Annotated in this window: 25 protein-coding genes; 14 read left to right on the top strand and 11 right to left on the bottom strand. The window is 70.2% G+C overall.

Going from position 1 to position 22,640, the window contains the following annotated elements; genetic code table 11:
- Positions 1–12 precede the first annotated feature (12 nt).
- From ABGB08_RS32985 to ABGB08_RS32965, 5 genes are all read right to left on the bottom strand, one after another.
- Positions 13–2,067, bottom strand: coding sequence for a UvrD-helicase domain-containing protein (locus ABGB08_RS32985; RefSeq protein ID WP_347598289.1), 2,055 nt, complete (start codon positions 2,065–2,067; stop codon positions 13–15).
- Positions 2,068–2,073: 6 nt separating this feature from the next.
- Entirely contained in the window at positions 2,074–3,795 is a 1,722-nt protein-coding gene (locus ABGB08_RS32980; protein ID WP_347598286.1) for a hypothetical protein, read from the bottom strand.
- 101 nt (positions 3,796–3,896) lie between these two features.
- A complete protein-coding gene (locus ABGB08_RS32975; RefSeq protein WP_347598283.1) occupies positions 3,897–4,673 on the bottom strand; it encodes a methyltransferase domain-containing protein in 777 nt (258 codons plus the stop codon).
- Positions 4,674–4,819: 146 nt separating this feature from the next.
- Positions 4,820–5,884 (bottom strand): extracellular solute-binding protein, encoded by a 1,065-nt coding sequence (locus ABGB08_RS32970; protein ID WP_347598280.1) that lies wholly within the window; start codon positions 5,882–5,884, stop codon positions 4,820–4,822.
- A 48-nt stretch (positions 5,885–5,932) separates the two neighbouring features.
- Positions 5,933–6,121 (bottom strand): hypothetical protein, encoded by a 189-nt coding sequence (locus ABGB08_RS32965; RefSeq protein WP_347598277.1) that lies wholly within the window; start codon positions 6,119–6,121, stop codon positions 5,933–5,935.
- Between the two features lie 116 nt (positions 6,122–6,237).
- Between ABGB08_RS32965 and fdxA the strand changes: the two genes are divergently transcribed.
- The 3 genes from fdxA (at position 6,238) to ABGB08_RS32950 (ending at position 8,434) form a co-directional block, all read left to right on the top strand.
- Positions 6,238–6,564, top strand: coding sequence for a ferredoxin (gene fdxA, locus ABGB08_RS32960; RefSeq protein ID WP_155350205.1), 327 nt, complete (start codon positions 6,238–6,240; stop codon positions 6,562–6,564).
- 164 nt (positions 6,565–6,728) lie between these two features.
- Positions 6,729–7,808, top strand: a complete 1,080-nt coding sequence (gene dapC, locus ABGB08_RS32955; protein WP_347598274.1) for a succinyldiaminopimelate transaminase — start codon at positions 6,729–6,731, stop codon at positions 7,806–7,808.
- Between the two features lie 11 nt (positions 7,809–7,819).
- Complete coding sequence (locus ABGB08_RS32950; protein ID WP_347598271.1) at positions 7,820–8,434, top strand: DUF4178 domain-containing protein; 615 nt, start codon at positions 7,820–7,822, stop codon at positions 8,432–8,434.
- Here ABGB08_RS32950 and ABGB08_RS32945 read toward each other — a convergent pair.
- On the bottom strand, positions 8,431–9,231 hold the full coding sequence (locus tag ABGB08_RS32945) for a hypothetical protein (protein ID WP_347598268.1): 801 nt from the start codon (positions 9,229–9,231) through the stop codon (positions 8,431–8,433). The two genes, ABGB08_RS32950 and ABGB08_RS32945, sit on opposite strands and share 4 nt — an antisense overlap.
- Before the next feature lie 38 nt (positions 9,232–9,269).
- On the opposite strand from ABGB08_RS32945, the gene dapE reads away from it, so the two are divergent.
- The 5 genes from dapE to ABGB08_RS32920 all read left to right on the top strand — a co-directional run bounded on the left by dapE (position 9,270) and on the right by ABGB08_RS32920 (position 12,962).
- Positions 9,270–10,316, top strand: a complete 1,047-nt coding sequence (gene dapE, locus ABGB08_RS32940) for a succinyl-diaminopimelate desuccinylase (RefSeq protein ID WP_347598265.1) — start codon at positions 9,270–9,272, stop codon at positions 10,314–10,316.
- 176 nt (positions 10,317–10,492) lie between these two features.
- Positions 10,493–11,287 (top strand): TIGR00730 family Rossman fold protein, encoded by a 795-nt coding sequence (locus tag ABGB08_RS32935; RefSeq protein WP_347598262.1) that lies wholly within the window; start codon positions 10,493–10,495, stop codon positions 11,285–11,287.
- Between the two features lie 9 nt (positions 11,288–11,296).
- Complete coding sequence (locus ABGB08_RS32930; protein WP_347598259.1) at positions 11,297–11,941, top strand: TIGR00730 family Rossman fold protein; 645 nt, start codon at positions 11,297–11,299, stop codon at positions 11,939–11,941.
- A 38-nt stretch (positions 11,942–11,979) separates the two neighbouring features.
- Complete coding sequence (locus tag ABGB08_RS32925; protein WP_347598256.1) at positions 11,980–12,420, top strand: hypothetical protein; 441 nt, start codon at positions 11,980–11,982, stop codon at positions 12,418–12,420.
- Positions 12,414–12,962 carry a DNA-3-methyladenine glycosylase I gene (locus tag ABGB08_RS32920; protein ID WP_347598253.1) on the top strand — a complete coding sequence of 183 codons (549 nt, stop codon included), beginning with the start codon at positions 12,414–12,416 and terminating at the stop codon, positions 12,960–12,962. The genes ABGB08_RS32925 and ABGB08_RS32920 overlap by 7 nt, the downstream gene beginning before the upstream one ends.
- Here ABGB08_RS32920 and ABGB08_RS32915 read toward each other — a convergent pair.
- Positions 12,956–13,723, bottom strand: coding sequence for a PaaX family transcriptional regulator C-terminal domain-containing protein (locus tag ABGB08_RS32915; protein WP_347598250.1), 768 nt, complete (start codon positions 13,721–13,723; stop codon positions 12,956–12,958). The genes ABGB08_RS32920 and ABGB08_RS32915 overlap by 7 nt on opposite strands.
- Positions 13,724–14,005: 282 nt before the next feature.
- On the opposite strand from ABGB08_RS32915, the gene ABGB08_RS32910 reads away from it, so the two are divergent.
- Both ABGB08_RS32910 and ABGB08_RS32905 read left to right on the top strand, forming a co-directional pair.
- Positions 14,006–14,173, top strand: a complete 168-nt coding sequence (locus ABGB08_RS32910) for a DUF3117 domain-containing protein (RefSeq protein WP_083502187.1) — start codon at positions 14,006–14,008, stop codon at positions 14,171–14,173.
- Between the two features lie 110 nt (positions 14,174–14,283).
- Positions 14,284–15,663, top strand: coding sequence for a M17 family peptidase N-terminal domain-containing protein (locus ABGB08_RS32905; protein ID WP_347598246.1), 1,380 nt, complete (start codon positions 14,284–14,286; stop codon positions 15,661–15,663).
- 186 nt (positions 15,664–15,849) lie between these two features.
- On the opposite strand, the gene ABGB08_RS32900 is transcribed toward ABGB08_RS32905, so the two are convergent.
- On the bottom strand, positions 15,850–16,476 hold the full coding sequence (locus ABGB08_RS32900; protein WP_347598243.1) for an O-methyltransferase: 627 nt from the start codon (positions 16,474–16,476) through the stop codon (positions 15,850–15,852).
- 141 nt (positions 16,477–16,617) lie between these two features.
- Between ABGB08_RS32900 and sigE the strand changes: the two genes are divergently transcribed.
- From sigE to ABGB08_RS32880, 4 genes are all read left to right on the top strand, one after another.
- Entirely contained in the window at positions 16,618–17,247 is a 630-nt protein-coding gene (gene sigE, locus ABGB08_RS32895; RefSeq protein WP_174900286.1) for an RNA polymerase sigma factor SigE, read from the top strand.
- A gap of 46 nt (positions 17,248–17,293) precedes the next feature.
- Positions 17,294–17,797, top strand: a complete 504-nt coding sequence (locus ABGB08_RS32890) for a zf-HC2 domain-containing protein (RefSeq protein ID WP_155350194.1) — start codon at positions 17,294–17,296, stop codon at positions 17,795–17,797.
- A 135-nt stretch (positions 17,798–17,932) separates the two neighbouring features.
- On the top strand, positions 17,933–19,327 hold the full coding sequence (locus ABGB08_RS32885) for a trypsin-like peptidase domain-containing protein (protein WP_347598238.1): 1,395 nt from the start codon (positions 17,933–17,935) through the stop codon (positions 19,325–19,327).
- 37 nt (positions 19,328–19,364) lie between these two features.
- The gene (locus tag ABGB08_RS32880) at positions 19,365–19,718 is read left to right on the top strand and encodes a sec-independent translocase (protein WP_347598235.1); all 354 of its coding nucleotides are present in this window, start codon (positions 19,365–19,367) and stop codon (positions 19,716–19,718) included.
- Positions 19,719–19,755: 37 nt separating this feature from the next.
- Here the strand turns inward: ABGB08_RS32880 and ABGB08_RS32875 are convergent, their stop codons facing one another.
- Genes ABGB08_RS32875 through ABGB08_RS32865 form a run of 3 tightly spaced genes read right to left on the bottom strand, consistent with a single transcriptional unit; the run spans position 19,756 to position 22,575 of the window.
- Positions 19,756–20,895, bottom strand: coding sequence for an Mrp/NBP35 family ATP-binding protein (locus tag ABGB08_RS32875; protein ID WP_347598232.1), 1,140 nt, complete (start codon positions 20,893–20,895; stop codon positions 19,756–19,758).
- A 17-nt stretch (positions 20,896–20,912) separates the two neighbouring features.
- Positions 20,913–21,377, bottom strand: coding sequence for a DUF1003 domain-containing protein (locus ABGB08_RS32870; RefSeq protein WP_347598229.1), 465 nt, complete (start codon positions 21,375–21,377; stop codon positions 20,913–20,915).
- Positions 21,370–22,575, bottom strand: a complete 1,206-nt coding sequence (locus ABGB08_RS32865) for a CBS domain-containing protein (RefSeq protein ID WP_347598226.1) — start codon at positions 22,573–22,575, stop codon at positions 21,370–21,372. The genes ABGB08_RS32870 and ABGB08_RS32865 overlap by 8 nt, the downstream gene beginning before the upstream one ends.
- Between the last annotated feature and the right edge of the window lie 65 nt (positions 22,576–22,640).

Below are 22,640 nucleotides of genomic sequence, written 5' to 3'. Positions count from 1 at the left end.
CAGATTAGGGGATCAGGTGGGCAGGAAGGGACTCGCCCGGCCGGAGTAGGACACGTAGAGCAGCTCGTTCGCCCGCGTGCAGGCCACATAGAGCAGCCCCCGTTCTCGTTGCAGGTCATGGGCTCGGGCCGTGGGGTCTTCCGAGGCCGGAGTGAGCTGCTCCGGCGCCGGAACGATCCCGTCTGCAACGCCTATCACGGCCACCCGGCGAAACTCCAGACCCTTCATGCCGTGCAGCATCGTCACCTTCACCTCGATGCCCGCCGCGCGCAGCGCCGCCCGCGCGGTCCTGACCAGTTCCACGGTCCTGGCCGCCACCGCGACCTGGTTCGGCGGCACCCCGTCGGCCAGCCAGTCGGTCACATGCGCGACCAGCCCGGCGATCTCCGCCTCCGGGCTGACGTAGTTGCGCACCATCGGCCGAGGGCCGTGCTGGAGCGAGCGGTAGCCGTACATCTCGGAGACGCCCTCGGCGAGGCCGTCCACCGGGCCGCCGCCGCGCAGCCGTACGCCGAAGGAGAGGATCTCGTGCGGCAGCCGGTGCGAGATCTTCAGGTGGAACCGCCGGACCGGGATGCCCATCCCGGCCAGCGCCGCCCGGGTGTCGAACATGCGCTGGTGCGGGTCGCCCACCACGAACAGGTCGTTGGGCCCCGGCGGCACCGCCGCCCGCAGCAGCCGCCACTGCGCCGGGTGCAGGTCCTGCGCCTCGTCCACCACCACATGCTTGTACGGCTCACGCCCCGGCGCCTGATCCCCCAGCATGTCCCCGGTGGCCTGCCCGAGCAGATCGGCGGCCTCGCTGACCAGCTGCAGCAGCGTGCGCCGCCCCGAGGCCCGCAACTGCCCCTCCACGTGCTCGACCGCCCGCCACACATTGCTCTTGATCTCCGGCGACAGCTGGGTGCCCCGGCCAGGGCGCTCGGCCGCCAGATACTCCTCCAGCGAGCGCAGGTTCTGCGACAGGATCACCTGCTCCCACTCGCGCAACAGGAACGCGGCCCCGAACCTGCTCCCGGCCGCCTCCTGCCAGAGCTTGGCCACATCCCCGACCACCTTCGGCGGCCGCCCCTCGTGCTCGGCCACGATCCGGTACGCCAGCCGGTCCACGTTGGTCACCTCGACGCGCTTGCGCAGCACCTCGTCGTCGATGATCATGTCCAGCTTGGTGGCCAGCTCGTTCACCAGCACCTGGGAGAAGGTGGCCAGCAGCACCGGCCCGGTGCCGTGGCGGGCCAGATGGGCGGCCCGGTGCAGCGCGATGATCGTCTTCCCGGTGCCCGCGCCCCCGGTGATCAGCGCGGGCTGCTCGTAGTTCTCCCAGTTGGAGTACGTGTGCTGCGGCGGATACAGGAACGTGCACCAGTCCGGCACGGTCAGGATCCGGTCCAGCTCGATCCGGTCGGCGGCGAACGCGGCCTTGCCGGGGCTGCGCAGCAGCGCGGTGGCCAGGTCCTCGGTGTCGATCACGTCGGCCAGCACGCACCGGCAGCCGTCCAGCTCCCGCCAGGCCTCGGCCAGCGAGCCGCCCTGGGCCAACGCGCTCAGCGGCGCGAACTGGCTCTCCGGCAGCAGCGGCTCCACCGCCGCCAGGTGCGCGTCGGTGCTCATCAGCCGCAGCAGCGGCAGCAGCTGGGGGTCGATGCCGATGCTGAGCAGGTCGCTGTCGCAGACGTGGCCGTACAGGCGGCGGGGGGAGCCGGCCGAGGAGCGGCGCAGCGCGGGCTCGACCCGCTCCAGCGCCTCGGCGTCCCAGACCTCGATCACGCCGATGGCGGGGTTGACGGTGAACCGGTGGCGCTGCGCGTAGGTCCAGGCCTCGGCGTCGGGCAGGATCGCGACCAGCCAGTAGACGTCGCGCTGGCGCAGCACCACGCCCCGGTAGCGGTCGCTGAGGCGCAGCGTGAAGACGCGGGGGTCGCGGGCGTTGCGCACCCGTTCTGGAGTGGGCCCGGCGGGGGAGTTGTGCAGGAAACGGCGCACCGCGACCACGGCGTCTCGGCGGACTGGCCGGGCCAGCGCGCCGAGTTCCTTGGTGAACTCCAGGGAGACCGCGAGCCGGGGCATGGGCGGCTACCCGAGCAGGGACAGCAGATCGCGGTCCCCGCGTTCTCGGAGTCGGGCCAGGAGTTCCACGGTGCCGACCGGTCCGGTCAGGCCGATCCGGGTGGCGATCACCCTGGTGGCCTGGTCGGGGGTGCCGCCGGGGGCGGTGTAGCCGACCAGGCGCAGCGCCCGCGAGGTGGCGTCACCGCCGGTGGCCGAGGGCAGGTGCCTGACCCGGAGCATGCCCTCCTCGGAGAGGGTCAGGAAGATGTGGCCGCCCTCCTTGGCGGCGACCTCGGTCAGGATGCGCTGGAGCGAGCCCACCGCCGGGCGGCCGTCCCAGGTCAGCTCCACGTCCCCGGCCGCGCTCCGCACGCTCCTGCTCTCGCCGGGGGTCAGCCCCAGATAGGAGGCGAAGCCGCTGGGCAGCGGGATCTCCGCGCCCGCCAGGTGGTCGGCGGTGACGTCCACCCGCAGCCACCACCGCCCGTCGGGCTGCCGGAAGCAGCGTACGGTGTGCGCCACGTCCTTCAGTCCCGGCTCGGCCTTGGGCTTCGGTTCGGTCCGCGGCGGCGGCTTGGGGACGGGCCTCGGAACCGCCTTGGTCTCGGGTTCCGGCTCCGGCTTCGGCTCGGGTTCGACGTCGATCGCCGGTTTCGGCGGGGGAGCGGGCTTGGGGCGCGGCCGGGGCTTGGGTCTGGGCGGCGGCGGGGCGCCGTTGCTGCCGCTCTGGATGCGCAGCTGGGGCACGTTCTCCAGCCACTCCTTGGCCACCTCGGGCCGGATCCCCAGGCTGGAGACCAGCTCGCGGGCCCGGTTCACCGTCGGCGGCCGGTCGGAGTTCACGATCAGCTTGCGGGTCTTCTCCTGCAGCTCGGCCATGTCCCCGGCCACCAGCCACTCGCCGGACACCTGGTAACCGGGCAGCGAGGCCAGCACGAACTGCCAGGCCAGCACGTCCAGCGAGCGCAGCTCCTCCTCGTGCCAGTCGGCCGCGTTGATGAGCCGCGTCTTCGGCGCGGCCACCCCCAGCAACTCGGCCACCCGCTCCAGGTGGGCCCGGAACGGCGCCGACTCGGCCGACTCCAGCCACTCCTCCAGCCGGGCCCGCAGCGCCTTCTCCATCGCCTCGATCAGCCCGGCCGGCACGGCCAGCAGCCGCCCCAGCTCCTCCACCGCCGTCGGCGTGTCGGTGAAGACCCTGTTCTGCGCCACCATCCAGGTCTGGTCGTCCAGCGCCGCGAACACCCCGTCCAGCAGCGCGCACAGATCCCCGGCGGCGGGCGGCAGCACCACGGCCACATCGTCCGCCGCCAGGGCGGGCCGCACCGTCAGCGCGGGCCGCGCGCCCTGGGTCTGCCCGAGCCGGTTGAACACCGCGCCGAACAGGGCGATCAGCACCGGCCGCACCTTCACGAACGGCTGGTCGGCCAGCTCTCTGCCGGTCAGCGCCAGCAGCCCGGTCCAGGACCCGGCCCGGTCCAGCGCGATCGCCACCTGCGGATCGTCGGCCTCGTCGGGGTGGAGCACGTGCAGGGCGGGCAGGATGTCGCCGACCGCCGCGGCCCGCCACTGGCTCAGCGTCAGATCGGTCAGCAGCTCGGCGAGGTTGCCGGGTCCGACGGCGGCCAGCACCCGGCTCATGGGCAGGCTCCGCCACCAGGCCGCGGGTAACTCCGGTGGGGTGGGAATGGTGGCGGCATCACTCCAGCGCAGCGGTGGCACAAGGTCACTCAGGCAGAAGTTCATCGCCATCCCCATCACGTACGTAAGACCAGACCATAGTCTGGCAAATCCCCCGCGTTGGCGGGAGTTTCTCAGTGACGACCTTGATTCAGCTCTCTTGGCGGCTACTGCCGAACCGCCGCGAACCGCAGGCGCACATAGTCGGCCATCCAGCCGGACTCCCGCCGCAGCGCGGGGGCGGCCAGCTCGTTCACCCGCCGCAGCAGCGGCTCCACTGTGGCCACCGGCACGCCCTCCAGCAGCGAGGGAGCGAACATGCGCACCCAGTCGGCGGCGCCGTTGGGGCAGTCGTCCAGCGGGGTCGGCCGGTCGAAGTTCTCCACCAGGCGAAGCGTGAAACCGGCACGCTCCAGGCGCACGGCATACTCGGCGGGGCTGGGGAAGTACCACGGCAGGTGCGGGTCGCGCAGGCCGTGTTCCCGCCAGGCGGTGAGCATCGCGGCGACGAGCGCGGCGCAGTTGCCCGCGCCGCCCAGCTCGCCCACGAACCGGCCGCCCGGCTGCAGCGCCATCCGGACACACTCGATCACCGCGTCCGGGTCGCGGCTCAACCAGTGCAGCGCCGCGTTGGAGAAGACCGCGTCGTACGGCTCGGCGACGGTGAAGTCGTGCCCGTCCCCGACCGTGAAGTCCAGGCCGGGGAACTGGGCGATGGCGGTCTCGATCATCGAGTGCGAGCCGTCGATGCCGAGCACCCTGGCGCCGCGTGAAGCGATCTCGGCGGTCAGCACGCCGGTCCCGCAGCCCAGGTCGAGCACGCGCTCGCCCGGCTGCGGATCCAGCAGGTCCACCAGCGGAGCCCCCTGCGCCGAGACATAGCCGAACGAGCTGTCATAGGCGCGAGCGTTCCACCGTATGAGACTAGGGGTGTCATATCGCAAGATCGGCTCTCATTCCACGGTTCAATGAGAAATTCGTGATCTGGACACCGCACGGGTGAGTCGCCTGGTCGGCGGCTATGCGGCTGTCTATGGAACGAATTTCTCGTTGATGGCATACTGTACGGCCTTCGTGGAATGGATGGTGGTCAGCCTATCTGCTGCGGCCAATGTTGCTGGAGGTAGGTCTTCGCGGCGTCCTGCTGGGGAATCGTGAGGGTCACCGGGGTTCCGTACACTTTGGGCAGCTTGGCGGCCGCCTCCTGGTCGAGCCCGCCGCGCATCTCCATGGCCTCCAGCCGGACCGGCCTGGCGTACCCGCGCAGGAACAAGTTCTGGCCCTCGTTGGAGAACAGGAACTCCTGCCACAGCCGGGCGGCGGCCGGGTGCTTGGCGTTGGCGTTGATGGCCTGCACGTAGTGCGAGGCGAGCACGGTGTCCTTCGGGATCGTCACCCGCAGCTCCGGCTTGTCCTGCTCGGCCGCGGTGGCGGCCCTGGCCATGTTGAGGTAGTCCCAGTCGAGCAGCGCGGCCGCCCGGTCAGGGGTGGCCAGCACGCCCGCCTTCTTCAGGTCGGCGAAGAACTTCAGGCCGCGCGCGGCGTCCGGCTTGCCGCCCACCAGCGAGGTGGCCATCACGCCGCCGAACCCGGAGGCGGTGCGGATCGGGTCGCCGGGCAGGGCCACCGTGGTGCCCGGCTTCAGCAGGGCGGCGAACGAGGCCGGGGCGGCCATCTTGGCGGGGTCGTAGCCGATCGACATGTAGCCGCCGTAGCCCGCGTACCAGGCGCCGGCGGCGTCCTTGAGGTCGTCGGCGATGTCCTGCCAGCCGAGCACTCGGTAGGGGGCGAACCTGGCCGCGTTGGCGACGGCCACGTCCAGGCTCAGGTCGTACACGTCGGGGTTCTCGGTGGCGGACAGTTGCTGGGCGCTGGTGGCCTCCGGCTTGAGGGCGGTCACCTTCACGTCGTACTTGTCCGAGAACTCGTCGATGATCTCGCCGTAGTTCACCCAGTCCCTGGGCACCCCGACGAGGACGAGCTGGCCCTCCTTCTGCGCCGCCTCGATCAGCCGGTCCATGGTGGTGAAGCCCGACTGCAGGCTGGCGGCCTTGGGGTTCACCGGCGGCAGGTTCTTGTTGTCCGGAGCCGGGGCGGAGCAGGCGGCCGCGGCCACCGCGAGCAGGGCTACCAGACCTAGAGCACGTGTGGTCACGATTCGAATACTTGGCGTGATTTTCCGGCCGGTCGAGGAGGCACGCCGTCAGCTGGGGACGACCTTTGCCGCCACCATGGTGTTCTCGGGAAACTCCACCAGCGTGCCGTCCCGTTTGCGGACCGCCAGCGTGCCGTCTGACCAGGCCTCCAGGATGCCGACGACGTCGCGAAAACCCTCCGGAACCTGGCGGCGCACGGTCACCTTACGACCCACGTCTTCCGCGGAAATGCTCACCGTAAGGCGAAAGGACACAGGTTTGACCCCCTCCTGTTTCAGCCACCTGGCAGGCAACGCAATACTAGGCCTTAGCAACCCGCGGCCCATGTCGTGCTGGAGAGAAGGAGCCTGAGGTGACCTACGTCATCGCGCAGCCCTGCGTGGACGTCCTGGACAAGGCGTGCATCGAGGAATGCCCCGTCGACTGCATCTACGAGGGCAACCGCATGCTCTACATTCACCCCGACGAGTGTGTGGACTGCGGCGCGTGCGAGCCGGTCTGCCCGGTGGAGGCCATCTTCTACGAGGACGACCTGCCCGAGCAGTGGAAGGACTTCTACCGCGCCAACGTGGACTTCTTCGAGGAGCTGGGGTCGCCGGGCGGCGCCTCCAAGGTCGGCAAGATCGAAAGAGACCACGAGGTCGTCGCCGTGCTGCCCCCGCAGGCTGAGGACCACTGATAATTAGAAAGTCGTGATCTGGACAGCCGCAGCCGTGAGTCGTCTGGTCGGCGGCGCTGCGGCTGTCTATGGGACGGGTTTCTGATTAATAGTTTTGAATATCGCTTCGGCCGCCCGCTGATCCCTCGGTGGGCGGCTTCCGCATGCCCGTTTGGGGGAGTTTAATGATCAAACTGCCTGATTTTCCGTGGGATCGGCTCACACCGTACAAGGAGGTGGCCCAGGCCCACCCGGACGGCATCGCCGACCTGTCGATCGGCACGCCGGTGGATTCCGTGCCCGAGGTGGTACGGCAAGCGCTCGCCGCCGCCTCCGACAGCCCCGGCTACCCCCAGACGCACGGCACGCCCGGCCTGCGCGCCGCGGCGGCGGGCTGGCTGGCCCGGCACCACGGGGTCACGGTCGACCCGGACAATGTGCTCCCCGTCATCGGCACCAAGGAACTCGTCGCCTGGCTGCCCACCCTGCTCGACGTCCGCGCGGGCGACCGGGTGATCTTCCCCGAGCTCGCCTACCCGACCTATGACGTGGGCGCGCGGCTGGCGGGGGCGGAGCCGTTCGCGAGCGACGGGCTGGTCGCGCTCGGGCCGGAGCGGGTGCCGCTGGTGTGGGTGAACTCGCCGTCCAACCCGACCGGGCGGGTGCTCCCGGCCGGGCACCTGGCCAAGGTGGTGGCCTGGGCCCGCGAGCGCGGCGCGATCGTCGCCTCCGACGAGTGCTACATCGGCCTCGGCTGGGAGGAACAGCCGGTCTCGATCCTGCACCCGGACGTCTGCGGCGGCTCCCACGAAGGCCTGCTGGCGGTGCATTCACTGTCGAAACGGTCCAATCTGGCCGGGTATCGCGCCGGTTTCGTCACCGGTGATCCCGATCTCGTGGCGCACCTGCTGGAAGTCCGCAAGCATGCCGGGATGATCATGCCGGGACCGGTCCAGGCCGCCATGACCGTCGCCCTCGACGACGACGCGCACGCCGAGGAACAGCGGGCCAGATACGCGGCGCGCCGAAGCGCGCTCAGGACCGCATTGGTATCGGCGGGATGGCGGATCGAGCATTCCACCGCCGGTCTCTATCTGTGGGCGAGCGACGGTTCCGGCTGCTGGGAGCAGGTGCGGCGGCTGTCGGAGTCCGGGATCCTAGTGGCTCCGGGAGATTTCTATGGAGTGGCCGGAAAGCAACACATTCGCATCGCGATTACCGCCACAGATGAACGGATAAATGCGGTTGTGCGTCGGCTCCAGTAGGATCGCGCGCCATGACGACAGCGGTGGTGCTCGGACTGAGCGTCGCGACGCTTATCGTCGTGCTGGGCGCGTTCATCGCCACCACCCGCCAGGACCGGCGGGTGGTTCCGGCGAACGGGGGACTGGACTTCGGCTCTAACGACGGACCGGCGTTCTTCGACCCTCGAACTATCAAGGTGGGCGACACCGTGCATATCGCGGGTGTGCGCTACAAAGCCATGGGAGCGTTGCATCTTTCCTGGCACGGCGAGCAGTGGACCGAGCACCTGCTGGACGACGGCACCCGCCGCTACCAGTGGCTCTCGGTCCAGGAGCGCGGCGAGCGGGACGAGGCCGTTCACCTGGAGGTCCTGCTCTGGACCCAGGTCCCGGCGCAGGGCATGGTGCCCGCCAAGAGCATGCTCATCATGGAGGGCGTGGAGTTCTTCCCCACCGAACGGGGCACTGTCGCGTTCCGGGCCGAGGGCATGACCGGCCTGCCCGACCGAGGGCTGCTCGACTTCGCCGACTACCGGGCCAATGACGGGCGGTTGTTGTCGTTCCAGCGGGTGCAGGGCGGGCAGTGGGTGGCCTCCTACGCCTCGCCGCTGACCCCTGGTTCGATCCAAGTGGAACGGCTGGGTTAGGCGACCGCCATCGGGGCGTCCTTGCCGGACTCGTCCTGCTGCCAGCCGTCGTAGCCGGATTCCGCGGTCCATTTCACGCCCTGGTAGCTGATCTGGTGGAGGCCGTACTTCTGGGCGTGGGTGACGTACCAGGTCGCGACCAGCCAGCTGTCCTTCCTGGCGGCGGCGCCCAGCGCGCGGGCGAGCTCGGTGCGGGCCTTGTCGAGGGTGGTCTTGACCGGCTTCTCGGCGGGCGGGTACCAGCAGTGCACCGCCTTCGGGACCCGGCCGCCGAACGCCCCGGCCAGGATGATCGCCATGGCCCGGTGGTCGGCGTACGCGCCGCCGTCGGCGGAACGTTGCACCTCCTGGGCGGCGTCGTGCAGCGGCATGTCCAGGTAGCCCTCCACCTTCTCCAGGGCGGCGAAGAACTTCCTGGTCGCGTAGACCGGGTCCATCAGCTGCTCCACCGTGCCCCAGCCCTGGGAGGGGCGCTGCTGGAAGACGCCGACCGAGTCGCGGTCGCCGTACGGGATGTTGCTGAGCTTGGACTCCTGGATGGCGGTGATGTAGGCGATCTCCAGGGCCCGCTCGGGGAGCTTGCGCCGGGACGCCACGGCGGCGATGGTCGAGGCCACCTGGGACTGCTCGATGTCGAGTTCGAGCGTGCCGTCCGGAGTGGTGATCCGGCAGTTCTCGCCCCGCACGTACGGTTCCGCCTGGCGGATCAGCTGGGAGACCGCGAAGAAGATGCCGGCGCCCAGAACGACGACGATGGTCAGGATGATCAGAGCTGTTCTGGGGACGCGCGTTGTCACGTCCCAGAACCTACCCGCAGTCCCTAGGCTGGTGTCCCATGCGATTGGATCAGGACGTCAGGACGCTCGCCGCCGAACTGGTGGACATCGCCTCCGAGAGCGGCCAGGAAAAACCGCTCGCCGACGCCATAGAACGGGCGCTGGCCGGGCTCGGCCACCTCACCGTGGACCGGGACGGGGCGAACATCGTGGCCCGCACCCACCTCGGCCTGGCCCAGCGGGTGGTGGTGGCCGGGCACCTGGACACCGTCCCCATCGCCGGGAACGTGCCGAGCCGCGTCGAGGGCGACCGCCTGTGGGGCTGCGGCACCACCGACATGAAGAGCGGTGTGGCCGTCCAGCTCAAACTGGCCCTGCTGGCCGAGCCCAACCGCGACCTCACTCTGGTCTTCTACGACTGCGAGGAGGTCGAGGCGGCCCGCAACGGCCTCGCCCGCCTGGTCCGTGACCACCCCGACTGGGTGCGCGGCGACTTCGCGGTGCTGATGGAGCCCACCGACGGCGCGATCGAGGGCGGCTGCCAGGGCACCGTCCGGGCCGACGTGATCGCCACCGGCGTGCGCGCGCACAGCGCCCGCTCGTGGCTGGGCGTGAACGCGATCCACGAGGCCGCCGAGATCATGAGCAGGCTGCGCGCTCATGAGCCCCGCCGGCCGGTGGTGGACGGCCTGCGGTACCACGAGGGCCTGAACGCGGTCCTGATCAACGGCGGGCATGCCGGGAACGTGATCCCCGACGAGTGTGTGGTGACGGTGAACTACCGGTTCGCCCCGGATCGCACCGAGGAGGAGGCGCAGGCGTACCTGGCCGAGGTTTTCGACGGCTTCGAGGTCCGGATCGTGGACAGCGCGCCCGGCGCCCGGCCCGGCCTGGACAACCCGATCGCCTCGGCGTTCGCGGCCATTGTCGGGGGTACGCCCCAGGCGAAGGTGGCATGGACGGATGTGGCGCGTTTCTCCGCGCTCGGCGTGCCTGCCGTGAACTACGGACCCGGCAATCCGGAAGTCGCCCACAAACGGGACGAGTACGTCGAACTTGCCAAGATCGTCGAAGCCGAGCGCGTAATGACCAGCTGGCTGACCTGAGGAAACACCCCCAGAACGGAGAAAGTGGCTTTCCTCGCCGGCCATTTGGCGGGGAAAGCCACTTTCAGTCCCGAGCAGCACCCTCGACTCTTAGACGCGGCCTCCGCGAAAACCGGTTCCGCTCGTTTCCGAAGAATTTCAAGATTCTTTCCGAGCCGCGGGTACGGTGGGTCGGCATGAACACGATCCGCCCTGAACGACGCCAGGGACCGGCCCTCCTGCGCGGCAGCATGGTGTCCCAATCCACCCACGACCAGCGCCTCCTCGACCGCCGTGGCCCCGCCGACTGGGTGCACATGGACCCGTGGCGGGTGCTCCGCATCCAGGCCGAGTTCGTGGAGGGCTTCGGCGCCCTCGCCGAACTGCCGCCTGCGGTCACCGTCTTCGGCTCGGCCCGTACCAAACCGGACGCGCCCGAGTACGAGATGGGCGTGCGGCTCGGCCGCGCGCTCGCCGAGGAGGGCTACGCGGTCATCACCGGCGGCGGCCCCGGCTGCATGGAGGCCGCCAACCGGGGCGCCCTGGAAGCGGGCGGCATCTCGGTCGGCCTCGGCATCGAGCTCCCGCACGAGCAGCGCATGAACGAGTTCGTGGACCTCGGCGTCGAGTTCCGCTACTTCTTCGTCCGCAAGACCATGTTCGTGAAGTACTCCTCCGGCTTCATCACCCTGCCGGGCGGCTTCGGCACCCTGGACGAGCTGTTCGAGGCGCTCACCCTGGTGCAGACCCGCAAGGTCACCTCCTTCCCCGTGGTCCTGATGGGCACCCGGTTCTGGGGGCCGATGATCGACTGGATCAAGGGCACGCTGCTGGCCGACGGCAAGATCTCGCCGCCGGACGTTGACCTGATCAGGTGCGTGGACGACGTGGCCGAGGCCGTGCAGATCATCGTCGGGGCCGACCAGGAACGCGGCGAGACCGAGTCCCGCGAGCGGAAATCCGCTGGACAGGTGGTCGCGGACGCCGAATAGAGTGGACGCGTGGATCGTGACCAGGCCGGCAATCAGGGCGTCGGCCGGAGATCCGACCGGCACCGGCCCTCCGGGGTCAGTGAGGATCGCAACGTCTGTGTGTTCTGTTCCTCCAGTCAGCGGATCGCCCCCAAGTTCCTGAAGCTGGCCCGGGAGGTGGGCGGCGAGCTGGCTCGGCGTGGCCACACCCTGGTCAGCGGGGGTGCCATCGTCTCCTGCATGGGCGAGGTGGCGCGCGCCGCGCGGGCCGGCGGGGCCAGGACCGTCGGGGTGATCCCGCAGGTCTTGGTGGACATCGAGATCGCCGACACCGACTCGGACGAGCTCGTGATCACCTCGGGCATGCGCGAGCGCAAGGGCGAGATGGACGCCCGCTCTGACGCCTTCCTGGTGCTCCCCGGCGGCATCGGCACCCTGGAGGAGTTGTTCGAGATCTGGAGCACCCGGGTTCTCGGCCTGCATGCCAAACCGCTGGTCATCCTTGACCCCTGGGGCCTGTATGACCCGCTCAGGGCCCTGGTCGAAGGCATGTACGACCAGGGCTTCACCCGCCCTGGCGTGTTCGACGCCATCTCCTGGGCCACCGGCGTCCCCGAAGCGTTCGACCTGCTCGAGAAACGACAGCACCACATTCCCCTGGTCGATCCAGACTGACGGCCTGCGGCCCTTGGGAGTTGTGGCACGATTCGTATGTGCTGGTCGTACTCGTGGTCGCCGCTCTCGCCGTGCTGGGATGCGTGGTGCTGGTCTCGCTGGGCCGGGGCGGTGAGCTGGCCGAGTTCCCCCCCGACGTGCCGCCGCTGGAGCTGCCGGAGGCGGGGCAGCTGAACGCGGTCGACTTCGCGTCCCTGCACCTGCCCATCGGCCTGGTCGGCTACCACACCCAGACCGTGGACGAGACCCTGCAGCGGGCCGCCACCGCGCTGAGCGAGCGTGACACCCGGATCGCCGTGCTGGAGCAGCGGGTGGCCGAGCTGCTGGCCGGGCGGTTGCAGGCCAGGCAGGAGGCGTTCGCGCGCCCGGCCGAGCCGCCCAGGACCGAGCACCAGCCGGATGTGCCCAACGGGGCGGGCGGCTGGGAGAAGGACCGGGTCGACGTGATCGACTCGGGTGATGTGGAGGAGGCGTGGTAGTCAGGTGCGCCTGGGCTACCTCCGATCCCCTCTACCTGGCCTATCACGACGAGGAGTGGGGCCGTCCGGTCCGGGATGACGACGGCGTCTACGAGCGGGTCACGCTGGAGGCGTTCCAGTCGGGCCTGGCCTGGATCACGATCCTGCGGAAGCGGGAGAACTTCCGGGCGGCCTTCGACGGGTTCGCGATCGCGAAGGTCGCCGCGTACGGGGAGGGCGACGTGGCCCGCCTGATGGCCGACCCCGGCATCGTCCGCAACCGCGCCAAGATCGAAGCCGCCGTGGCCAACGCCCGGGCCGCCCAGGAGCTGCCAGACGGCATTTCCGCCCTGATCTGGAAATATGCCGACCCGGACGCGCCGATCCCGCAGACCATGGCCGACATCCCGGCCACCACCCCCGGCTCCACCGCGCTCGCCAAGGACCTCAAGAAGCACGGTTTCCGCTTCGTCGGGCCCACCACCGCGTACGCGCTGATGCAGGCCATCGGCCTGGTCAACGACCACATCGCCGAGTGCGTCGCGAGGCGACCCGGTCAGTGACCGAGGTTGCGGTCCACGAACGCGGCGGCCCGCGGGTGCAGCCTGGCCGCTTCCTGCTCGAAGTAGGTCCGTGCCTTCTCTCCCGGCCACCCCGGCGGCAGCAGCGCGGGCGGCAGTCCCGGGTCGCGGAACAGGAAGTTCCGCCAGGTGTGCACGAGCCGGCTGCGGGTCGCGAACACCCGGTCGTCGGGGGCGTCGTCCGGCAGCGAGGCGACCAAGGTCATCGCCCCGGCCAGCCACTCCTCGTACGACCGCCCGATGCCCTCCAGATCCCACGCCCTGGCCACCAGATCGCGCGGATCCCCCTCCAGCACGGCCTCGAATCGGTCGGCCGTTACCCCCAGTGCGTCGAGTTCGGGCGACGGTCTAGGACCGATCCAGGTCGTTTCCGAAAGGGGGGCGTAGCCCAGGAACGAGAGGTCGGCTCGGAGCCGTTCGCGGCGCGGGCGGTCCCGGATCGGCTCCAGCACGAGCAGGTGCCAGCGGCCCGGCCAGGTGACCGTGGCGCCCCGGTAGATCCGCGCGGCGGTCTGGTCGAGGCGTCTGGCGCACTTGGGGGTGAGCCCGTAGCCGGGGCCCTGGGGCAGCCGTACCGGGTCCAGCCAGCCCTGTCGCACCATGCGAGAGATGGCGGTGCGTACTGCGGGAGCGGCGACCTCCAGCGGCGCGAGCAGCCGGACGAGGGCCGCCACCGAGGCGCGCCCGCCCCGCATGCGCAGGTGGTCCCCGTAGAGATCGAAAAGCGCGGCTCGGGCGTTCACCCCACCCAGTGTGGGGTCAGGATCTGTCTCCGACAATGCTGATTGCGATGCTGCGCATCGCGGTTCGGGTGCTCAACCCCGGTGTCTTCCCTCGTCGCTCCGCTCCTCAGTCCAGACACCGGCGCACCCTCACGGGCCATACGTGGGCACGCTTTGATCCACAAAAGAGCCCAGGGCATTACCCTATTGAGCTCGGAGGCGGGATAATAGGACATCACAGAAGACGTGAATGCGCCGACCGCCTCCTCGGGGGCGGTCGACAACGCGGGAAGGGATACACGCATGGCGGCGATGAAGCCGCGGACTGGTGACGGTCCGCTGGAGGTCACCAAGGAAGGCCGGGGCATTGTCATGCGGGTCCCGCTGGAGGGTGGTGGGCGGCTCGTCGTCGAACTGTCCGCGGACGAGGCCAGCGCCCTCGGCGACGCACTGAAAAACGTGGTCGGCTGACCCAGCCGTATATCAATTGATATCGGCCCTGGCAGCGGGTCTTCCCCGCGCCGGGGCCGCTCTGTTTCCCACACTCGACGTTTCTCCGCTACCGAACGCCAGGAGTGATCGTGCCCATTCACACTCGCCTGACCGTCGCGCCTCACGCCGCGTCCGGCGCCGAATTCCTGGCCGTCCCGTTCGGCGGCGACCTTGACGCCGCGGTCGAACTCCCCATCCCGCTCCCCGCCCTGCTGGCGCACTACCAGGTCAAAGGCGACGCGGGCGAGGTGCTGGAGATCCCCGTCGCCCAGGGCGACGGGGTCAGGCGCATCCTCCTGTACGGCGTCGGCGACAGCTCCGCCAAGGACCTGCGCAAGGCGGGAGCCGCGCTGACCGGCCGGGCCAAGGGCCGCCCGAGCCTGACCGTGCTGCTCCCCCCGGAGGGCGATGTGGCACCCCTGGTGGAAGCCGCGCTGCTGGCCGCCTACACGTTCACCATCGGCGAGATCAAGACCAAATCGGTAGCGGAGATCGTGCTCGTCGGCGGGGACGCCGCCGCAGTCCGCCGCGGCGAGGCGATCGCCCGCGCCACCAGCGTGGCCAGGGACCTGGTCAACACCCCGGCCTCGATCAAGACCCCCGGCTGGCTGGCCGCCCAGGCCGTGGAGATCGGCGCGAGCGCGGGCCTCGGCGTCCGGGTCGACACCGAGCTCACCGGCTTCGGCGGCATCCGCGCCGTCGGCCAGGGCTCGGTCAACCCGCCCTGCCTGGTCGAGATGTCCTACACGCCCGATTCGTACGACCGCCACGTGGTCCTGGTCGGCAAGGGCATCACCTTCGACAGCGGCGGCCTGTCGATCAAGACCTCCGAGGGCATGAAGACCATGAAGACCGACATGGCGGGCGGCGCGGCCATCATCGCCGCCATGGGCGCCCTCGCCGAGTTCAACGCGCGGGTCCGGGTCACCGGCCTGATCGCCTGCGCCGAGAACGCCTTCTCCGGCTCGGCCCAGCGCCCCAGCGACGTCATCGTCCAGTACGGCGGGCGCACCGTGGAGATCCTCAACACCGACGCGGAAGGCCGCCTGGTGCTGGCCGACGCGCTCGCCTACGCCGACGCCGAACTCGACCCGGACGCGATGGTGGACATCGCCACCCTGACCGGCGCCGCCAAGATCGCCCTCGGCTCCGGCATCGCCGCGCTGTACGCCAACGACGAGGCACTGGCCGCCCAGCTGCTGGCCGCCAGCGAGCGGACCGGCGACCGGCTCTGGCGCATGCCGCTCATCGACGACTATGTCGGCGACCTGGACTCCGACGTGGCCGACCTGGCCAACGTGGACAAGCGCATGTCCGGCGCGGCCGGTTCGGTGGCGGCGGCGCTGTTCCTGCGCGAGTTCACCGGCAAGCGGCCGTGGGCGCACCTGGACATCGCCGGACCGGCCAGGGCCGAGAAGGGCGCGACCGGCTTCGGCGTGCGGATGCTGCTGGACTGGCTTAGTCCGTGAGGGTGCGCCGGTGTCTGGACTGAGGAGCGGAGCGACGAGGGAAGACACCGGGGTTGAGCACCCGAACCGCGATGCGCAGCATCGCAATGAAGACAGTGAGGGTGCGCCGGTGTCTGGACTGAGGAGCGGAGCGACGAGGGAAGACACCGGGGTTGAGCACCCGAACCGCGATGCGCAGCATCGCAATCATGACAGCTTGATGGCGGCGAGGAGGCCGTCGCCTAGCGGGAACATCAGGGGGCGCAGGCGCTCGTCGGAGCGGACCAGCTTGCCCAGTTCGCGGATGGCGATGGTGTCCGGGTCGCGCTGGGTGGGGTCGGCCACCCGGTCGTGCCAGAGGGCGTTGTCGAAGGCGACGATGCCGCCCACCCGCAGCAGCCGGATGGCTTCGGCGAGGTAGTCGCCGTACTCCTGCTTGGCGGCGTCGCAGAAGACCAGGTCGTACCCGCCGTCGGCGAGGCGGGGCAGGACGTCCAGGGCGCGGCCGACGATCAGCCGGATCCGGCTTCCGGAGAAACCGCCCTCGGCGAACGTCTGGCGGGCCAGCCGCTGGTGCTCCGGTTCCGCGTCCACGCTCGTCAGGGTGCCGTCCGGCCGCATGCCGCGCAGCAGCCAGAGCCCGGACACCCCGCACCCGGTCCCGATCTCCACCACCGCTCTGGCGTTGATCGCGGTCGCGAGGAAGCTCAGCGCGGCCCCACCACCAGGAAGGATGGGTGGCGCGCCCACCTCTGTGCCCCGCTGCCGCGCGGCCCGCAGCACCTCGTCCTCGGGGACGAAATCCTCCGCATGAGCCAGGCTCGCCGTATTCATGGTTCTGAAGCGTAGGGGAGTAAGCCCCGAACGGGAACTCACGCCACAACGAGGACGTTGCACGCTTTGAACGGTCTTTATTCTCGCGGCATCAAAGCAGCAGCCGCACAGCGGGCGCGGCAATGAGAACAGAAGGGCACAATGGGTGTAGCGACGGTCTTGGAGAAAGGGTTGCTGGTGGACGACGCCGACCGCCAGCCGGACGCCTCGGTGTCCGACTGGACGCCTCCCAGCTGGGAGGAGGTCGTTCGCACGCACTCCGCGCGGGTATACCGGCTCGCGTACCGCCTGACCGGGAACGTGCACGACGCCGAGGACCTGACCCAGGAGGTCTTCGTCCGGGTGTTCCGATCATTGTCCAGCTACACGCCTGGGACGTTCGAGGGCTGGCTGCACCGCATCACCACCAACCTGTTCCTGGACCAGGCGCGGCGCAAGCAGCGCATCCGGTTCGAAGGCCTGGCCGACGACGCGGCGGAGCGGTTACGCGGCCGCGAGCCGTCTCCGGCCCAGGCTTACGACGACGCCCATCTGGAACCCGACATCCAGGCCGCGCTGGACGCGCTGCCGCCGGATTTCCGGGCCGCCGTCGTGCTCTGTGACATCGAAGGCCTGTCCTATGAGGAGATCGCCGCGACGCTCGGGGTGAAGCTCGGCACCGTCCGCAGCCGCATCCACCGCGCTCGCTCGCAGTTGCGCGAAGCCCTGGACCATCGGGCGCCCCGCGACGACCAGCTCCCCCCTTCGTCGTTCACCCGGGAGGGCAGATGAGCGACTCGCGCGCCGCCTGCCCCCGACAGCACCACGAGGAGGGAGCATGACGCACCTTGGAGAGCGCGTCTCCGCGCTGATCGATGGCGAGCTCGGCCACAACGACCGGGAACGCGCCCTGGCTCACCTGACCTTCTGCGCCGACTGCCGGGCGGAGGTGGAGGCGTTCCGCGCGCTCAAGAGCCGCCTGCGCCTGATGGATCCGCCTCCGGTTCCGGCGGATCTGACCATGTCGCTGCTGAGGATGCCGCCACCCGGCCCCCCTGATCTCCGGGCTCTGCCCGGTATCTACAGCCTTGCCCCGGTCGACAACCGCCCCCGCCGGGCCGCCGGATCTTCCGGGCCCGGACGCGGTAGTCGCCGCATCGGCTATGTCGCGGTGGGCGTGGCCTCGGCCGCGGTCGCGCTCGGCACGCTGTTCATGGTCAGCGGCGAGCCTCGCCCGGCCACGCCGCCGGAGATGATGGTGCCCGCGCCGAACACCGCGGCGCCGTTCCGGCTCAGCTCGCCGTCCGCCACCCCGAGCCCGCGACCCTCGCTTGCGCGGTGATGTCCTGATCGGGCGACTACCCTGCCGAATGATGGGGATCGACGGCATACGATTTCGCTTTACATCAGTCGTATGCCGTTCGCCTGAGGATGGCACAAGGCCACCGCTGACTTCGCGTGGGAGTGAAAAACACCGATGACCGACGACACGCGTTCCTTCAACGCGTCGGACCGGCCTGAGTTCCTTCCGGCGGAAGGACCCCACCCCGGCTGGGGCAGCCCATCCGGCGGCCCCGGCCCGCAGTACCGGCAGCAAGGGCCCGACTTCATCCAGTCGCAGCACCCGACCGACCCGTTCGGCGACCAGTACGGCCAGCCGCCGGGTCCGCCGCCACCGGTCAACGCGTACGGGATGGGCCCGGCCTGGGCGCCGCCGCCCGGTGCCCCGCCGGCGCGGCCGGACGCGCAGAAGGGACCGCGTTCCGGCGTCATGGTGCTGCTGGCGGTGGTGATCGCCCTGCTCGCGGGCGGGGCCGGGGCCTACGGCACCTACCTGCTGACCGGGTCGACCTCAGGCCTCGACCCCAACTACGCGATCCCGACGACCCCGGCCGGCAGCACCGCCCGGCCGCCGGAGTCGGTCGCCGGGGTGGCCTCCCGGGTGCTGCCCAGCGTGGTCTCGCTGGAGGTGCGCGGCGGCAGCGAGTCGGGGACCGGCTCCGGCTTCCTGATCAAGGGCGGCTACATCGTCACCAACAACCACGTGGTCGCGGTGGCCTCCACCGGCGGCGAGATCCGGATCAAGTTCAGCAACCGCAGGTCCACCACCGCCAGGATCGTGGGCCGGGACCCCAACTCCGACATCGCCGTGGTCAAGCCGGAGGAGACGTTCGGCTCGCCGGAGGTGGCGCTGGGCAACTCCGACTCGATGGTGGTGGGCGACCCGGTCATCGCGATCGGCTCCCCGCTCGGCCTGACCGGCACGGTCACCACGGGCATCGTCAGCTCGCTCAACCGCCCGGTCGAGGCGGGCGGGGAGAGCGGCAGGGACTCGGCGCTGATCAACGCCATCCAGACCGACGCGGCGATCAACCCCGGCAACTCGGGCGGCCCGCTGGTCAACGCGGCCGGTGAGGTGATAGGGGTCAACTCGGCGATCGCCACCCTGGGCGGCGGTTCCCCGCTCGGCCAGCAGACCGGCAGCATCGGCCTCGGCTTCGCCATCCCGGTCAACCAGGTGCGCCGGATCGCGGAGGAGCTCATCACCACGGGCAGCGCCCGTACGTCCCGGATCGGGATCAGCATCGACCAGCAGTACCAGGGGCAGGGGGTGCGGATCGCGGCGCAGGCCGAGCGCGGGGTCGAGCCGGTGACCCCGGACGGACCCGCCGACAAGGCGGGGCTGCGGCCCGGGGACGTGATCCTGGAGGTGGACGGCCAGCCGGTGAGCGACAGCCGGGAGCTGATCGTCACCATCCGCAGCAAGGCCCCCGGCGACAAGGTGGTCTTCAAGTACCAGCGCGCGGGTTCCGAACGGACCGCGACGGTTACTATCGGGGCCGCCCCCGCGCCCAGTGCTCAGCCATCGTGAGTAGTCTGAGCGCAGTGGTAGTTGGAGGGAGATCGCCGTGTTCGGACTCGGCTGGCCGGAGATCGTAGCGTTGGTGGTGATCGCGCTGCTCGTCTTCGGCCCGGAGAAGCTTCCGCAGGCGGCCTCCCAGGCGGGACGGACGTTGCGGCAGCTCAGGCAGATGGCCAACAACGCGCGCAGCGATCTGGAGGCGAACCTGGGGCCGGAGTTCAAGAACTTCGACCCGGCCGACCTGAACCCCAAGACGTTCGTCCGCAAGCACCTGCTGGATGACGTGGAGAAGGACTGGAAGGACGACGAGCCGGACCTGCCGCCGCTCGAACCCCCGGCTCCGGCTTACGCGGAGCTGAACTTTGGGGAGATCCCGCCGTACGACAACGAGGCGACCTGACGAAAAGCCCGCCCGGATTGGGCGGGCTTTCGGCGGTTCAGCGACCGGTCGGGGTCAGATCGAGCTTCATGCCCTTGAGGCTGCTCGACCGTTTGCTCAGCCCCTGCGCGATCCGGCGCAGCTCGACCGACGCCGGGGCGTCGGGCTCGGTGATGACCAGGGGTTTGCCCTCGTCGCCGCCCTCGCGCAGCCGGGTGTCGATCGGCACCTGGCCGAGCAGCGGCACCCGCGACCCGAGCGTCTTGGTCAGCGCGTCGGCGACGGTCTGGCCGCCGCCCTCGCCGAACACCGAGATGCGCTCGTCGCAGTGCGGGCAGGGCAGCCAGGACATGTTCTCGATCACCCCGGCCACCTGCTGGTGGGTCTGCGCGGCGATGGACCCGGCCCGCTCGGCCACCTCGGCCGCGGCCTGCTGCGGCGTGGTGACCACCAGCAGTTCGGCGGTGGGCATGCGCTGGGCCACCGAGATGGCGATGTCGCCGGTGCCGGGCGGCAGGTCCATGAGCAGCACGTCCAGGTCGCCCCAGTAGACGTCGGCCAGGAACTGGTGCAGCGCCCGGTCCAGCATCGGGCCGCGCCAGACCACGGCGCTGTTGCCTTCCGGCTTGAACATGCCCACCGAGATGACCTTGATGTCATGCGCCACCGGCGGCATGATCATGTCTTCCACCTTGGTGGGGCGGTCGCCCACGCCGAGCATGCGGGGCACGCTGTGCCCGTAGATGTCGGCGTCCAGCACGCCCACCTTGAGGCCGCTCGCCGACATAGCGGCGGCCAGGTTGACCGTCACCGAGGACTTGCCCACCCCGCCCTTGCCGCTGGCGACCGCGAACACGCGGGTCAGCGAGCCGGGCTTGGCGAACGGGATCTCCTTCTCCGGGCCGCGGTCGCCGCGCAGCTTGGTCTGCAGCACCTTGCGTTGCTCGGTGCTCATGACGTCCATCTCCACCGCCACCCGGGCGACGCCGGAGATCGCGGAGACGGCCGCGGTCACGTCGCGGGTGATGGTGTCCCGCATCGGACATCCGGCGACCGTCAGATAGATGCCCACGCGCACCGCCCCGTCGGGGGAGATGTCAATGCTCTTCACCATGTCGAGCTCGGTGATCGGCCGGCGGATCTCGGGGTCGTTGACCTTGGCCAGCGCTGCCGTCACCAGTTCAGGGGTCGGTGCCATACGTTCATGCTACGAACTCAGCGGCGTTCCGACGAACTGAGCTGCTCCCCCAGCCGCTGGAGCTCGGCCCTGAGGTAGTCCCGGGTGGCCACCTCGCCCAGCGCGATCCGCAGCCCGGCGATCTCCCGGGTCAGATATTCGATCTCCGCCTGGTTCCGGTCTGCCGCCAGCCGGTCCTGCTCGTACTGCACCCGGTCCCGGTCGTCCTGCCGGTTCTGGGCCAGCAGGATCAGCGGGGCCGCGTACGAGGCCTGCAACGACAACATCAACGTCAGGAAGATGTACGGATAGGGGTCGAATTTCAGCGGCGTCAGCACGTTCCACAGCACCCACACCGTGACGAACACGGTCATGTAGACCAGGAACCTGGCCGTGCCGATGAACCGGGCGATCCGCTCGGCCAGCCGCCCGAACGCCTCCGGGTCGTAGTGCGGCCGCAGCCGGATCCCCAGCTCCCTTGGCTGGTCCAGTCGGTCAGTCACGCCGCTCCCGCCAGTCCTCAGGCAACAGATGGTCCAGCACGTCGTCCACCGTCACCGCGCCGATCAGCCGCCCCACGCCGTCCACCACGGGACTGGCGACCATGTTGTACGTGGCCAGGTACGACGCCACCTCCGGCAGCGAGAACTCCGGCCTGATCGGGTCCAGTGAGGGGTCCACCAGGCCGCCGAGCAGGGCGGACGGCGGCTCCCGCAGCAGCCGCTGGAAGTGCACCAGGCCCAGGTAACGCCCGGTGGGGGTCTCGGTGGGCGAACGGGAGACGAACACCTGGGCGGCCACCGCCGGGGGCTGCTCGTGGTTGCGGATGTGCGCCAGCGCCTCGGCCACGGTGGCGTTGGGGGGCAGGATCACCGGCTCGGTGGTCATCATGCCGCCGGCGGTCTCCTCCGGGTAGTCGAGCAGCCGCCGTACCGGATCGGCCTCTTCCGGGATCATCAGCTGGAGCAGGCTCTCGGCCTGGTCGGCGGGCAGGTCCTGGAGCAGGTCGGCGGCGTCGTCGGGGCCCATCACGGCGAGCACGTCGGCGGCCCGCTCGGCGTCCAGGTTGCCGAGCACCACGACCTGGTCCCGGTCGGGCAGCTCCTCCAGCACGTCGGCGAGGCGGTCGTCGGCCAGGGCGGCGGCCACCTCGGCCATGCGCTTGTCGGGCAGCTCGTGCAGCAGGTTGGCCAGGTCGGCGGGGCGCATGGTGTCGAAGGCGGCGAGCAGGCTGGCGGCGCCCTGGTCGGGCTGCGGCTGCTCCAGGCCGGTCACCTCGCTCCAGTCGGCGATCACCGTCTGGCCCCGGCGGCGGGTGCCGTGCCTGACCGCCACCTTGGTGATCAGCCAGTCCGGCGGGCGGTTCTCCATGGCCAGGTCCAGCACGGTGCCGGGCTCGCCGTCGTGGGTGACGCCCCGGTCCAGCAGCGCGCCGATGGCCAGCGTCTCGGAGGCGCGCTGCTCGAAGCGGCGCAGGTTGAGGCGGCCGGTGAAGATGACCGCGCCGGCCTCCACGCTGATGATCCGGGTGACCGGCAGGAACACCCGGCGGCGCGGCTGGACCTCGACCACGAAGCCGTGCACCCGGGGCGGCTGGGCGCCACGCAGCGCGACCACGACGTCCCTGATCCGGCCGATCCGGTCCCCGGCCGGGTCGAACACCGCGAGCCCCGCCAGCCGGGCCACGAAGATCCGATCCACTCCTCGACGGTATGGCGCTGCGCCCGCCCCGGACGGTATGACAGGATCAATACTATTAAACGGTA

The organism is Acrocarpospora sp. B8E8 (assembly GCF_039871605.1).
Lineage (GTDB): Bacteria > Actinomycetota > Actinomycetes > Streptosporangiales > Streptosporangiaceae > Acrocarpospora > Acrocarpospora macrocephala.
The sequence above is the reverse complement of the archived record's forward strand: the minus strand, read 5'-3'. Positions and strand labels throughout refer to the sequence as shown.

Coding starts and splice junctions, on each gene's coding strand:
- ABGB08_RS32985 (WP_347598289.1), bottom strand. CDS start 2,067: ATGCCCCGGCTCGCGGTCTCCCTGGAGTTCACCAAGGAACTCGGCGCG.
- ABGB08_RS32980 (WP_347598286.1), bottom strand. CDS start 3,795: ATGAACTTCTGCCTGAGTGACCTTGTGCCACCGCTGCGCTGGAGTGAT.
- dapC (WP_347598274.1), top strand. CDS start 6,729: ATGATCAAACTGCCTGATTTTCCGTGGGATCGGCTCACACCGTACAAG.
- ABGB08_RS32950 (WP_347598271.1), top strand. CDS start 7,820: ATGACGACAGCGGTGGTGCTCGGACTGAGCGTCGCGACGCTTATCGTC.
- dapE (WP_347598265.1), top strand. CDS start 9,270: ATGCGATTGGATCAGGACGTCAGGACGCTCGCCGCCGAACTGGTGGAC.
- ABGB08_RS32935 (WP_347598262.1), top strand. CDS start 10,493: ATGAACACGATCCGCCCTGAACGACGCCAGGGACCGGCCCTCCTGCGC.
- ABGB08_RS32910 (WP_083502187.1), top strand. CDS start 14,006: ATGGCGGCGATGAAGCCGCGGACTGGTGACGGTCCGCTGGAGGTCACC.
- ABGB08_RS32900 (WP_347598243.1), bottom strand. CDS start 16,476: ATGAATACGGCGAGCCTGGCTCATGCGGAGGATTTCGTCCCCGAGGAC.
- sigE (WP_174900286.1), top strand. CDS start 16,618: ATGGGTGTAGCGACGGTCTTGGAGAAAGGGTTGCTGGTGGACGACGCC.
- ABGB08_RS32890 (WP_155350194.1), top strand. CDS start 17,294: ATGACGCACCTTGGAGAGCGCGTCTCCGCGCTGATCGATGGCGAGCTC.
- ABGB08_RS32885 (WP_347598238.1), top strand. CDS start 17,933: ATGACCGACGACACGCGTTCCTTCAACGCGTCGGACCGGCCTGAGTTC.
- ABGB08_RS32875 (WP_347598232.1), bottom strand. CDS start 20,895: ATGGCACCGACCCCTGAACTGGTGACGGCAGCGCTGGCCAAGGTCAAC.